We start from the raw sequence: 11955 nt of genomic DNA on the forward strand, positions 1-11955 counted from the left end.
GCATCGGCGGCGGCGGCGGCGACGGCGGCGACGGCGGCGACGGGCATGTTGGCCTTGCGCAGCTGCTCTACCACCTGGCCGCGGATCCGCTCAGCGAACGCGGCCTTGAACTGCTCGCGCCACGGCGCCCACCGTTCGTTACGCGCCTTCCACGTCAGATCGCGGATCTCATACAGGGCAACGTCCAGATCCTCATCGGAGAGGTCGACGGCTGCGCGGGCCTTGGCCGCGAGATCGTCGAGCTTCGCGAGCTCGAGCCATTCCGGGAGCGCCTTGCGCGTGACCCATGACCGGAGAAGCTTCCATCGCTGCTCGTCGAGGCCGTCGCCGGCGGTGCCGATCACGTCGAAGATCAGCGGCTTGAGTAGTTGCCGCTTGTCCTCCGGGAGGCGGTCGTTGAGCGCGATGCCGAACGAGCGCAGCGGGTAGGCGACGCAGGCCGGTTGGTCGGTGTGCTGCTCGTTGGCGTACCAGGCGACGGCTTCCATGAAGCAGACGCCTTGGTCGCGGGTCGTGTGGCTGCCTTTGCCGAGGGTGAGGTCGTCGAGTGTGGGGGCGGTCACTTCGCGCTCCCTTCCGCGACGGGCAGGTGGTGCACGGTCGCGCCGGTGTTTCCCCCCGATGCCGGCTTGCTGACGACGGTGATGTTGGCCAGAGAGGCGCGCAGAGCGTCGAGCTCGTCGGACTGGCCGGCGACGACCTTGTGCAGCGCGTCGCGGGCGGCGCGGGCTTCGTCGAGTTCGGCGGTCGAGTCCCAGACTTGGCGGCCGAGCCGGATCGATTCCAGGAGCAGCTCGTGAGTGCCGCCGCGGCGCCAGAACTGGACGTAGCCGCCGGCGAGATAGCCGAGGCACCAGGTGATGGCGAGCAGGAGGAGGAGCTTGTCGATCGTCATGAGACCTCCAGAGGTGGGTGGGTGTAGGCCGCGAGCTCGTCAGGGGTCGCGGTAGCGCGGAGGCGTTCCGCGGCGCGGCACAGCGCCGTGAACGTCGGGTTGGTGTGGCTGAGTGGGCCCCAGCGGCGGGTGAGGAACGCGCGGAAGACCTGGGACCATTCGGTGAGGGACTGGACCCGGTCGAGGGTGCGCACCGCCGCGGCAGGGGAGGTGGGGACCGTGAACGGGTTGCGACGTCGGACCGGTGTCGGGGTGAGCGTGACCTCGCGTTGCGAAGCGATCTCGATCAGGAGCAGCGGGGCGCGGTGGCCGACCGTGAGGGCCCGTGCGCGGGCGCGGGTGTGGGTGAGGCAGCCCGGCTTGTCGTAGGCCGGGGACAGCCGCCATGTGGCGTTACGGCGGCACCGGTCGCCGGTCGCGGTGAGGTAGGCGCAGCGGTCAGGCATCGGGCACCCCGAGCGCGCTCATCAGGTCCCGGTCGGCGGCGCGGAGTTCCTCGACGGTCGCGCACTTGTCCCGGGAATGGACGAGGATCAGGTGCAGCGCGCCGGCCGCGGCGGCGACTTTCACCATGCGGTCCTCGAGCTCGCGGCGTTGCGCTTCGAGGAGCGCGACGTAGCCCTGTCGGGTGCCGATCATCGGGGGACCTCGACGACGCCGTAGCAGGCAAGTTCGCGGCATGCGCACGGGGCGCAGTAGTCGAAGGTGCGGCCGTCGAGTTGCCAGGCGATACCGTCGACGCGGTGGCGTAGGTAGTGGGATCCGGCTTTGATGACGCGAAGGCAGCCGGCCGGCGGCGGGTCGTTGTGCATGGCGGCGAAGTCCGCCAGGTAGCAGCGGGTGTCGACATCGGCGACAGCCGGCATCAGGTTGCGTTTCGTGCGGTTCATCACCCGCAGCGGGTGCGAGCCGTTCGGGAGGTAGGTCTGCTCGTGCATCGCGAGGTCGGTCATCGGCCGCCGGTCCCGAACGCGTTCGCCGGGCCGGCGGCGTCGTCGCGTGACCCGAAATGGACGTTGCTCGCGGTGTGCAGGCGTCGGCCGTCGCGGCGTTCGATCGCCGCGGGAGAGTCGTAGCGTCGCAGGTGACCGAACAGCTGCTCGACGGTCATCGCGACGCCGCACGCCTCGTCGATCACGGCGGCGCCGGCCCACGCGCCGTCACCGCGGCGCATCAGCTCCCACCAGGCGCGCATCTGTTCGAGGCGGGGCGCGTCGATGACGAGGACGAGGAGCTCGTCGACGGTGAGGGCCGTCAAATCGACCCGGTCGCCCGTCACCGTGCAGGCCTGACGTGCGAGTGCCGGTCCGGTTCACCGCGCGGGAGGGCTGACGGTGAACCGGACCGGCTCGACCCGGCCGGGGTCGCGTGGCCGTGCACTGCCTTGAGACCTCGCGACCGGGTGATCCCGACCGCGGCATCCCGAGCAGACGCGACGGTCAGGAGGTATTCCGCGGGAATGTGGGCCTTCATGCGGAGCATTCCTGCGCGGCCCATCGCGCGTCTTCGGCGGCGAGATGCTGTTCGATCGTCGCCGAGTCGAAGAGGTTGGCGCCGCGGATCCCCGCGAGCTTCTTGGCGACGGGGAGGCGGCCGCTTCGGGCCATCCGATTGACCGTCGCGACGGAGACACGGAGCTTGGCGGCCACTTGGCCGGCGGTGAGCAGCTCCGTTGGCATGGGCGCATCTTTGAGCAGATGCACAAGAAGCGCAAGTATGCGCACGGCGTGTCGTTGACTAATCTTGTGCGGGTGATCATGCTTGCGCACCGTGAGCACTCAGACCATTGGGTCGGTTGTACCCGAATGGACAATCGGCGATCGTCTGCGCAAAGCCCGCGAGACGACGAATCTCGACCGTCAGGCGTTCGCGACCGACTTGGGCATCGCTCGCAACACGCTGACGAAGTATGAGACAGGCGACAGGCTGCCGCCTCGCCCACTCTTGATCGCGTGGTGCGTCAGGACCGGCGTTTCGATGACCTGGGTAATGACAGGAAACGCCGCCGATCCGTCACCCGATGGTGACGGTTGGCGCGCTCGGAGGGACTCGAACCCCCAACCTTCTGATCCGTAGTCAGATGCTCTATCCGTTGAGCTACGAGCGCTGGAGCATCGGACAGTGTAGCCAGGCCGGTCCGTCCCTCGCGATGCCAGGCGTCACTTGCACAACTTCCTTTTACACACAACCGATCAGCCCCTACGGTCGTCTAACGAACGTCCACTTCCCCAATAGCTACAGGTTCCGAAGCTCATGCCCCCCTCGTTTCCCACCGGGCCTGCGCGGCCGCGCTTCCGGCTGCGCCGGACCAGCCGATACCCGTCGACGTCGTACTCCGGCCCGCTGGCCGGTCGAGCGTCCTACGACGGCGCCGGCTCGGCCGTCACGCGGCGCGGCCTGATCGCGACCGGCGTGCTGCTCGCGGCCGCTGGCGCGACCGAAGCGGTCCGCTCTCTCGTCGGCGGCTCCGGGTCGAAGGCGGTCGGCGCCCGCGGTCTCGGCGGCTCGGTCGCCCAGCTGATCGAGGGACACGCGCCTAACCCGGCGGTCTCACCCGTCGTCAGCCCGAGCACCGTGACCTCTCCGACCAAGGCAGCGCCGCCAGCACACACCCACTCGCACAGTCACAGTCACGCTCACTCCCACCCGGGTCACCGGCACGACGCCGGGCGCCACACCACGCGCAACCGCGCCCGCGACGAGAAGGTCACCCTCCCGCCGGCACAGGTCCAGGTGCGCACCTCACCGGCGTACTCGGTCTCCGAGCTGATCCCGGACGCCCCGAAGCACGCGATCGCGCTGACGATCGACGACGGCCCCGACCCGCTCTACACCCCGACGGTGCTCCGGCTGCTCGACAAGTACCAGACCCAGGCGTCGTTCTGCGTCGTGGGCGTGCATGCCGACGCCTATCCCAAGCTGGTCCGCGACGTCGCGCGCGCCGGCCACATCCTGGTCAACCACAGCTACACCCACCCGCTGCCGTTCACGAGCCTGCCGCAGAAGCGAATCGTCGCCGAGATCACCCGCACCCAGGCCGCGATCGAGAAGGCCTCCGGGGTGACGCCGCAGCTGTTCCGGGCGCCCGGCGGTGAATGGTCGAAGTTCGTCTTCGAGGCGGTTGCCGCCTACGGCCTCGAGCCCCTCGACTGGGACGTCGACCCGCGCGACTGGGCGATGCCGGGCACCAAGCACATCGTCAAGGCGATGCTGCGCGCGCGGCCCGGCGAGATCGTGCTCTGCCACGACGGCGGCGGCAACCGCAGCGAGACCGTCAAGGCGCTGCGCAAGGTGTTGCCGTCATGGAAGCGTCGCGGCATCGCGACCATCCCGCTGCAGATCGCCACCCCCGGCTACCTCACCAGCGCCGCGGCGACCGTGCCGCCGACGACGAGCCCGAGCGCGAGCCCGACCAGTTCGTAGCCTGGTCGGCATGGCCGATCGGGCGGGCTTCGAGCCGCTGCACGACGACGTACGCAAGCTCGGCGCGTTGCTCGGCGAGATCGTCGCCGAGTCCGGCGGCTCCGACCTGTACGACGACGTCGAGCGGCTGCGTCGCGCGTGCCGCGACGCGCGGCGCGGACGGGACGGCGACGACCCGGCCGAGCTGGTCGCGGGACTGTCGTGGGAGACCGCGGAGCGGGTCGCGCGGTCGTTCACGGTGCTGTTCCACCTGGTCAACCTGGCCGAGGAACGTCACCGGGTCCGGGTGCTGCGACGCCGCGACGTGATCGGCGAGATCCCGGCGCCGGACTCGATGGCCGGCGCCGTCTTCGGTCTCGGCGCTGACGTGGTCACCGACGCCCTCCAGCGCGTCGAGATCCACCCGGTCTTCACCGCCCATCCGACCGAAGCTCGGCGGCGGGCGGTCGTGACGGCGCTGCACCGCATCGACAACGAGCTGCGCGCCAGCGAGGACCCCAACGTCGGCGACAGCGAGCGAGCCGATGCCGAGCGCCGGCTGCGCGAGGAGATCGCGACGCTGTGGGGCACCGCCCTGTTGCGCGAGCAGAAGCTCGACCCGCTCGACGAGGTGCGCGCCACCATGGCGGTCTTCGACGAGACGCTGTTCCGCTTGGTGCCCAGCCTCTACCGGGCCACCGAGGCTGCGCTCGGTGGTGACGGGACCGCGCCGCCGCAGACGCCGGCGTACCTGCGCCTCGGGTCGTGGGTGGGCGGAGACCGCGACGGCAACCCGTTCGTGACCGCCGACATCACCCGCGAGGCGCTCGAGATCCAGGCCGACCATGTGCTGCGGGCGCTCGAGGCCGCCGCGACGCGGATCGGTCGCAGCCTGTCCCACCACGTCACGCTCGTACCGCCGAGCCGCGAGCTGCGATCAGCGCTGGAAGCGGACCTGAACCGGTACCCGAAGGAGCTCGGCGCGATCGCTCGCGCGGCTGACGGGCAGCCTCATCGCCAGAAGGTCCTGCTCGCCGCCGCGCGCATCCGGGCGACCCGCACCCGCGACGCCGACCTCGCCTACCGCGCGCCGGACGAGCTGCTCGCCGACGTCCGGCTCGTGCAGCGGTCGCTGGCCGCGGCGGGTGCCGAGCGAAGCGCGTACGGCGAGCTGCAGCACCTGGCCTGGCAGATCGAGACGTTCGGCTTCCACCTGGCCGAGCTCGAGATCCGCCAGCACAGCGGCGTGCATGCGGCGGCGCTCGCCGACCTCGACGCGCACGACGGCGGCCCGACCGAGGACATGACCCGCGAGGTGCTCGCGACGTTCCGCGTCATCGCGGCGCTGCAGGACCGGTGGGGCGCGCCCGCCTGCCGTCGCTACGTCGTGTCGATGTGCCACAGCGCCGACGACCTGACCGCGGTCGGCAAGCTCGCCCGCTACGCCCTCGGCGAGCGGGCCGAGTCGCTCGAGCTCTCCGTCGTACCGCTGTTCGAGACCGGCGAGGACCTGCGTCGGTGTACGACGGTCCTCGACGAGTGGGTCACCGCGCTCGGCCGGGCGCCGGCGCGGGTCGAGGTGATGCTGGGCTACAGCGACTCGGCGAAGGACATCGGCCCGTTGTCGGCGACGCTGCTGCTCTACGACGCGCAGGCCGCGCTTGCGCAGTGGGCCGCCAAGCACGACGTCGCCCTCACGTTGTTCCACGGGCGCGGCGGGTCGCTCGGCCGCGGCGGCGGTCCGGTGAATCGGGCGATCCTCGCCCAGCCGCCGGGCAGCGTGGCCGGCCGGTTCAAGGTGACCGAGCAGGGCGAGGTGATCTTCGCCAGATACGGCAACCCGCAGATCGCGCAGCGTCACCTCGAACAGGTGACGTCGGCGGTGCTGTTCGCGGGCACCGCGATGATCGCCGACCGCAACACCGAGGCGGCCGCGCATTTCGCCGAGCTCGCCGCGGCGATGGAGGACGCGGGACGTACGGCGTACCGCGCCCTGGTCGAGACCGACGGCTTCGCCGACTTCTTCGCCCGGGTCAGCCCGCTCGAGGAGCTCGCCGACCTCGCGCTGGGCTCACGGCCGTCGCGGCGGCCGGGCAGCAGCGGGCTGACGCTGGCAGACCTGCGCGCGATCCCGTGGGTCTTCGCCTGGTCGCAGACCCGGTGCAACCTCACCGGCTGGTACGGCCTCGGGTCAGCGCTCGCGGCGGCGGCGTCGGTCGATGGGCTGCGGGCGGCGTACCGGGACTGGCCGCTGTTCGCGGCCCTCATCGACAACGCGGAGATGTCGCTGGCGAAGACCGACCGCGTCGTGGCCGAGCGTTACCTCGCGCTCGGTGACCGGCCGGACCTGACGAAGCTGATCCTCGACGAGCTCGACCGGACCACGGAGCTGGTACTCGCGGTGTTGGACCTGCCGTCGTTGCTGGCGGGGCGGCGGATCCTGTCGGCGGCGGTCAACCTGCGAAACCCGTACGTCGACGCGCTGTCCCACCTCCAGCTGCGGGCGCTCACTGCCCTGCGACGCAACGAGTATGCCGACGAGGCCGAGGAGCACCGGCTCCGCGAGTTGTTGCTGCTCACCGTCAACGGAGTAGCCGCCGGCCTCCAGAACACCGGCTAGAGGTGCGTGACCTGCTTGTCGGGATCGGCGGCGATCGCTGACGCGCAGAAGCGGTCGTGGATCCACCGCTTCTGCGAGAACATCTTCGTCTGGTCGTCGTAGTGCGGGTTCGTCGGGTCGGAGGACTCGGAGTAGGTCAGGATCGTGCGCGCGACCGGGCACGGGTCCCCGGTGCGCCAGGTGACCACCTGCACGAACGACGAACCTTCGGTGATCTCGCCCTCGCCCTTCCCCTTGATCCACGGCGCGTAGATCGCGTTGAACTCACCGTTCGGATCGCCCTCGCCGCCCTGGATCGGGATGAACCGGCCGTGCCGGTGCACTCCCTGCACCTTGTCGACGGCGACGCCGAGCGGCAAATGCGCCGCGCGCAGATCCGCGATCGCGTCACCGAGCGCGAGCGCCACCTGCGGGTCGGCGATGTTGAGCCCGTACGGCGTGTGCACCGGGTCCTTCACGTTGAACGGGTGCTGCCAATAGACGCCCGGGATGCCGGCTTCGTTGAGCAGACCACCCTCGCCGAGCGGAAAGCTCATCAGGTTGTCGACGAAGCGGCGGAACAGGATCGCGCCGGCGCTGTGGGCGTTCTCGTGCAGATCCCACTTCGCCAGCACGTCACACGCGTCGCCGATCCGGACCAGGCCTGCAGAGCTCGAGATCGTGCCGACCGGCTCGAGACTTCGGCACAACGAGACCAGCTGGTTGCGCCACAGGTCACCGGCGTACTGCCGGTCGGAGAAGACCATGTTCTGCATCGCGCGCAGCGTGAAGCCCTTGTTCTCCCCGATCCCCGAGACGCGGTCCTGCGTCATGATCAGCCCGATCCGGGTGCGCAGCGTCCGCGCCGTTTTTTCGGAGCCGATGATCCGGGCGTACCCGGTCAACGGGTGGTGGGGGTTGGACAGCCAGTACGAGTCGTTGGAGTTCGTGACGTAGTCGCTGCGCTCCAGGTACGGCAGATGGCTGGGCCCGAAGATGCCGGGTACGGCGGAGTCCTTGTCAGTCCCCCAGTTGCAGGCCGACCGTGATCCGTCGAGCACCGGCAGCCCGAGCAGCTTCTCGGTGACGTCACCGAGCGCGGTGTTGCACTTGCTGACCAGCGCGTTGGTCACGTCGGGGATCGTGCCGATGTCGGCGTAGAGCGCGTGGCCGGTCTTGTCCGCCACGATTGTGTTGACCCACGGGATGCCTTCGTACTTCTTCAGGATGTGCAGCTCCTGGCGAACCGAGTGCGCCTCGTCCGTCGCCAGGAAGTGGTTGAAGATCCGGAAGTTCGTCGCGTTGGCGTCGCGGAACGTGAAGCCGGTCGCGGCGGTCCACGGCAACGGAATGCCTTCGATCGAGTTGATCATCGGCCCGTAGCGCGTCCACCACAGCGTGCGGTGAAGCGCTTCCAGCTTGCCGTCAGGGTCCTTCGACATCACCGTCACAGCGCGCGGCTGCATCTTGGTCGGGTTGCCGTTGTAGTAGTACTCCGTCGGGTCGCCGGGCACGATCGACAGCTCGTACGGCGTGAACCGGAAGGCCGTCGAGACGGTGTGGCTCCACGCGATCCATCTGTTGTGGCCGATCAGGACCAGCGGTACGCCGAAGAGCGAAGCTCCCGTCACGTTGACGACACCGGGCACCGTGATCTGCGCGTCGTAGAACCGTTCGGGTCCGATCCACGGGAAATGCGGGTTGCCCAGCAACAGCCCGTGCTTGTGGTCGCGGGTGCCGGCCTTGCCGATCGCCACCGCGTTGCTGCCTAGGTCACCCATCGCGCGTTGCCAACCTTCAGCGATCAGCCGGCCGGTCCGCTGCACGTTCATCGCCGCCGAAACCGGACTGGTCGCAGTCGGCGCCGACGCCTCGGCGATGCCGGGGATCAGCACGTCGGAGCTCGCGAGCAACACGAGTTGATAGAAGCGCAGGTACGCATCCGCGACAGTGATCGGGCGCACCCACGGCTGACCGTGACAGGCGGGGTCCGTCACGCCGGCGGCGCCGCCGATGCTGCGCAGGTAACGGTTGTAGCCGGCGACGTACCCGCGCACCCCGGCCTTCAGATCCGGGGTGGGTCCCAGCGGCGGCGCCTGTGCGGTCAGCCGCGCGACGATGCCCGAGTTGCGCACCTCGGTCCAGAAGAAGTCGGAGTCGAGGTTGTCGACGGTGACGCCGTTGCCCCGCTGCTCGTAGCTGCCGTTGGGCCCGAAATACATCGAGCGCTCGCCCTCGACGGTCACGTAGTCGTTGGCCATCGTGCAGAGGTTGTCCTGCGCGAAGGCATACCCGTACCCGTAGCCGACGTCGCCGAAGTTGGCTCCGACGATGTGCGGGATGCCGCCTTCGGTACGCGTGATCGTCACGTCGTACCTCGGCGCTGGCGACGTGCCCGTGGCTGCGCTCGCTCTAGGCGCCGCAGGCGCGGACAGCTTCGGTAGCGAGACGATGAGAAGGGCCGGGAGGAGAAGTACGGCGGCAAAGCCGCGGGTGGTACGCACGCGCAAATAGTTCCACGCATGCGGCCGCGGACCTGTTCCGGCAGCGTTCAACTGCCACTCACCGCAATGCACCCATCCGGTACGCCGCGCTGGTCACCGTGGATGCATGCGAGTGGTCATCGTGACCGAATCGTTCCTTCCCCAGATCAACGGCGTCACCAACTCCGTGCTTCGCGTCTGCGAGCAGCTGGCGCAGCGCGGCCACGACGCGATGGTCGTTGCGCCGGGACCGGGTCCGCGCGGGTACGCCGGCTTCCCCGTCGTACGCACGCCGTCGATCCCGTTCCCCGGCTATCGCGCCTTCCGGCTCGGGCGCCCGTACGCCGGCCTGCGCGACGTGATCAGCGGCTTCGAACCCGACCTGGTCCACCTCGCGTCGCCGATCGCGCTCGGCGCGCAGGCGGCGTTCACCTCGCGCAAGCTCGGCATCCCGACGGTCGCGGTCTACCAGACCGACGTCGCCGGCTTCGCCCGTCGCTACCACCTGGGCGCCACCGAGAACGCGGTCTGGAACTGGCTGCGATCGATCCACGACTCGGCCGCGCGCACGCTGGCACCGAGTCGCTACAGCGTCCACCAGCTCGAGGCGGCCGGGGTGCCCCGGGTGCGCCGATGGGCGCGCGGGGTCGACCTGCGGCGCTTCCATCCCGGCCACCGCGACGAGCTCTGGCGCCGTCGCCACGTCGGCGACCAGGAGCTGCTCGTCGGCTACGTCGGCCGGCTCGCCCACGAGAAGGAGATCGGCCTGCTCGCCGGGCTGCGCGACCTGCCGAACGCGAAAGTGGTCGTCGCCGGTGACGGTCCGGCCCGCAGGCAGCTCGAAAAGCAGCTGCCCGGCGTGCAGTTCCTCGGCTTCCGTGGCGGCAGCGAGTTGTCGAAGGTCTACGCCAGCCTCGACGTGTTCGTGCACACCGGCCCGCACGAGACGTTCTGCCAGTCCGCGCAGGAGGCGCTCGCCAGCGGCGTACCGGTCATCGCCCCCGCCGCAGGCGGACCGCTCGACCTCGTCGACCCCGGCCGCACCGGCTTCCTGTTCGCCCCCGGCGACGCGCGTGACCTCGCCGTGCAGGTCCGGCTCATGGCGGAGGACGCGCAGCTGCGGCTCACGATGGGACGGCAGGCGCGACGCTCGGTCGAGGGCCGCAGCTGGAACGTCATCGGCGGCCAGCTGGTCCGCCACTACCGCGAAGTGCTGGCGGCGTAGTCATGCGAATCGCCCAGCTCGCGAACTTCGTCACCCCGACGTCGGGCGGGTTGCGCACGACGTTGCGCCACCTTGCAGACGGGTACGCCCGGGCCGGTCACGAGGTGCTCCAGATCGTGCCGGGTCCGGCGTACAAGGTCCGGCGTAGCGACCGGCTGACGCAGGTGCAGCTGCCCGCGCCCGCCGTGCCCGGGATCGGCTACCGGGTGATCGTCGACCTCCAGCGAGTGCGCGACGTCCTGGGCAGCTTCGGGCCTGACGCGATCGAGGTGCACGACCGTACGACGTTACGCGGGCTCGGGACGTGGGCGGCGGACAACGACGTCCGGTCAGCGGTCTTCAGCCACGAACGCTTGGATCGCGTCGTCCGCCAATGGCTGCCCCGGATGCTGCGCCCGTACGGCATCGTCGATCGCTCCAACTGCTTTCTCGCCGAGACGTTCGACACCGTCGTCTGCGCGACGGAGTGGGCGGCGCAGGAGTTCTACAAGATCGACGCCGACAACGTCCGGATCGTGCCGCTCGGCGTCGACGCCGGCGCGTTCAGTCCGCGCGCGTTCCCGCGAGGCGACGGCGTGGTGCGGCTGGTCATGGCGAGCCGGCTGTCGCGGGAGAAGCGACCCGATCTCGCGGTCGACAGCGTCGAGCAGCTGCTGCACCGCGGTGTGCCGGTCCACCTCGACGTCTGCGGCGACGGGCCGATGTCATCCGCCTTGCGGCAGACCAGCAAAGGTCTACCGATCACTTGGCACGGTCACGTTGTCGACCGCGAACGGCTCGGCGCGCTGATGGCCCGCGCCGACGTGGCGATCGCGCCCGGCCCGATCGAGACGTTCGGGCTCGCGGCCCTCGAAGCGATGGCGTGCGGTACGCCGGCCGTCGTCAACCGAAACTCCGCACTGCCGGGGTTGGTCGGCACCGCAGGTCGATCGGCGCCCAGCTCAGGTTGGTGCTTCGCCGACCAGGTCGAGGATCTGCTCGCCAGCCCTGAAACGGCACGACGTCGGGCCGCCCGCCATCAGGTCGAAGGCCTCACGTGGGAGGCCACGGTACGGCGCTTCCTCGACCTCCACGCGCATCGCGCCGGGGAGCTGGCGGCATGACCGGCGTCCTTGCCGCGCTCGGTGACAGCGTCACCTGCGGCGAGGGCGTCGGGCTTCGAATCCCTCGGGAGCTCACCTGGCCGTGGCTGCTCGCCGGCGTACTCGGTCTCGAGCCGGTCTGCCTCGCCGTCGCCGGAGCGACGATGCGCGACGTGCGCGACAAGCAGCTGCCGCAGGTGCCGCGTTGCACGCTCGGCGGTGTGCTGATCGGGCTGAACGACGTCTGCCGCGGCAGCTTCGACTCGTCC

General features: G+C 70.0%; 14 protein-coding genes and 1 tRNA gene. 6 read left to right on the top strand and 9 right to left on the bottom strand.

The window, feature by feature from the left end; translation table 11 throughout:
- The 7 genes from VG899_12825 to VG899_12855 all read right to left on the bottom strand — a co-directional run.
- Positions 1–563, bottom strand: a 563-nt coding sequence (locus VG899_12825; GenBank protein ID HWA67237.1) for a hypothetical protein, incomplete at its 3' end; no start/stop codon positions are given.
- The gene (locus VG899_12830; GenBank protein ID HWA67238.1) at positions 560–895 is read right to left on the bottom strand and encodes a hypothetical protein; all 336 of its coding nucleotides are present in this window, start codon (positions 893–895) and stop codon (positions 560–562) included. The genes VG899_12830 and VG899_12825, both read right to left, overlap by 4 nt.
- A complete protein-coding gene (locus VG899_12835) occupies positions 892–1341 on the bottom strand; it encodes a hypothetical protein (protein ID HWA67239.1) in 450 nt (149 codons plus the stop codon). The genes VG899_12830 and VG899_12835 overlap by 4 nt, the downstream gene beginning before the upstream one ends.
- Entirely contained in the window at positions 1334–1534 is a 201-nt protein-coding gene (locus VG899_12840) for a hypothetical protein (protein HWA67240.1), read from the bottom strand. The genes VG899_12835 and VG899_12840 overlap by 8 nt, the downstream gene beginning before the upstream one ends.
- Complete coding sequence (locus VG899_12845) at positions 1531–1848, bottom strand: hypothetical protein (protein ID HWA67241.1); 318 nt, start codon at positions 1846–1848, stop codon at positions 1531–1533. Before VG899_12845 ends, VG899_12840 begins: the two co-directional genes overlap by 4 nt.
- The gene (locus tag VG899_12850; GenBank protein ID HWA67242.1) at positions 1845–2174 is read right to left on the bottom strand and encodes a hypothetical protein; all 330 of its coding nucleotides are present in this window, start codon (positions 2172–2174) and stop codon (positions 1845–1847) included. Before VG899_12850 ends, VG899_12845 begins: the two co-directional genes overlap by 4 nt.
- Before the next feature lie 190 nt (positions 2175–2364).
- Positions 2365–2574 (bottom strand): helix-turn-helix domain-containing protein, encoded by a 210-nt coding sequence (locus VG899_12855; protein ID HWA67243.1) that lies wholly within the window; start codon positions 2572–2574, stop codon positions 2365–2367.
- 91 nt (positions 2575–2665) lie between these two features.
- Between VG899_12855 and VG899_12860 the strand changes: the two genes are divergently transcribed.
- On the top strand, positions 2666–2971 hold the full coding sequence (locus VG899_12860) for a helix-turn-helix transcriptional regulator (GenBank protein ID HWA67244.1): 306 nt from the start codon (positions 2666–2668) through the stop codon (positions 2969–2971).
- On the opposite strand, the gene VG899_12865 is transcribed toward VG899_12860, so the two are convergent.
- Positions 2927–3002 (bottom strand) — tRNA-Arg (locus VG899_12865). The two genes, VG899_12860 and VG899_12865, sit on opposite strands and share 45 nt — an antisense overlap.
- A gap of 146 nt (positions 3003–3148) precedes the next feature.
- Between VG899_12865 and VG899_12870 the strand changes: the two genes are divergently transcribed.
- Both VG899_12870 and VG899_12875 read left to right on the top strand, forming a co-directional pair.
- A complete protein-coding gene (locus VG899_12870; protein ID HWA67245.1) occupies positions 3149–4318 on the top strand; it encodes a polysaccharide deacetylase family protein in 1170 nt (389 codons plus the stop codon).
- Positions 4319–4328: 10 nt separating this feature from the next.
- Positions 4329–6917, top strand: coding sequence for a phosphoenolpyruvate carboxylase (locus VG899_12875; GenBank protein HWA67246.1), 2589 nt, complete (start codon positions 4329–4331; stop codon positions 6915–6917).
- Here the strand turns inward: VG899_12875 and VG899_12880 are convergent.
- A complete protein-coding gene (locus tag VG899_12880) occupies positions 6914–9265 on the bottom strand; it encodes a penicillin acylase family protein (protein ID HWA67247.1) in 2352 nt (783 codons plus the stop codon). The genes VG899_12875 and VG899_12880 overlap by 4 nt on opposite strands.
- 241 nt (positions 9266–9506) lie before the next feature.
- Between VG899_12880 and VG899_12885 the strand changes: the two genes are divergently transcribed.
- From VG899_12885 to VG899_12895, 3 genes are all read left to right on the top strand, one after another.
- Positions 9507–10604, top strand: coding sequence for a glycosyltransferase family 1 protein (locus VG899_12885; GenBank protein ID HWA67248.1), 1098 nt, complete (start codon positions 9507–9509; stop codon positions 10602–10604).
- A 2-nt stretch (positions 10605–10606) separates the two neighbouring features.
- The gene (locus tag VG899_12890; GenBank protein HWA67249.1) at positions 10607–11707 is read left to right on the top strand and encodes a glycosyltransferase; all 1101 of its coding nucleotides are present in this window, start codon (positions 10607–10609) and stop codon (positions 11705–11707) included.
- Positions 11704–11955, top strand: a 252-nt coding sequence (locus VG899_12895) for a hypothetical protein (GenBank protein ID HWA67250.1), incomplete at its 3' end; no start/stop codon positions are given. The genes VG899_12890 and VG899_12895, both read left to right, overlap by 4 nt.

Source organism: Mycobacteriales bacterium, from assembly GCA_035550055.1.
Taxonomy (GTDB): Bacteria; Actinomycetota; Actinomycetes; order JAFAQI01; family JAFAQI01; genus DASZTV01.

Excerpts from the sequence above, each read along its gene's own strand:
- VG899_12870 (HWA67245.1), top strand. The coding sequence starts at position 3,149 with ATGCCCCCCTCGTTTCCCACCGGGCCTGCGCGGCCGCGCTTCCGGCTG.
- VG899_12875 (HWA67246.1), top strand. The coding sequence starts at position 4,329 with ATGGCCGATCGGGCGGGCTTCGAGCCGCTGCACGACGACGTACGCAAG.
- VG899_12845 (HWA67241.1), bottom strand. The coding sequence starts at position 1,848 with ATGACCGACCTCGCGATGCACGAGCAGACCTACCTCCCGAACGGCTCG.
- VG899_12835 (HWA67239.1), bottom strand. The coding sequence starts at position 1,341 with ATGCCTGACCGCTGCGCCTACCTCACCGCGACCGGCGACCGGTGCCGC.
- VG899_12830 (HWA67238.1), bottom strand. The coding sequence starts at position 895 with ATGACGATCGACAAGCTCCTCCTCCTGCTCGCCATCACCTGGTGCCTC.
- VG899_12890 (HWA67249.1), top strand. The coding sequence starts at position 10,607 with ATGCGAATCGCCCAGCTCGCGAACTTCGTCACCCCGACGTCGGGCGGG.
- VG899_12855 (HWA67243.1), bottom strand. The coding sequence starts at position 2,574 with ATGCCAACGGAGCTGCTCACCGCCGGCCAAGTGGCCGCCAAGCTCCGT.
- VG899_12840 (HWA67240.1), bottom strand. The coding sequence starts at position 1,534 with ATGATCGGCACCCGACAGGGCTACGTCGCGCTCCTCGAAGCGCAACGC.
- VG899_12885 (HWA67248.1), top strand. The coding sequence starts at position 9,507 with ATGCGAGTGGTCATCGTGACCGAATCGTTCCTTCCCCAGATCAACGGC.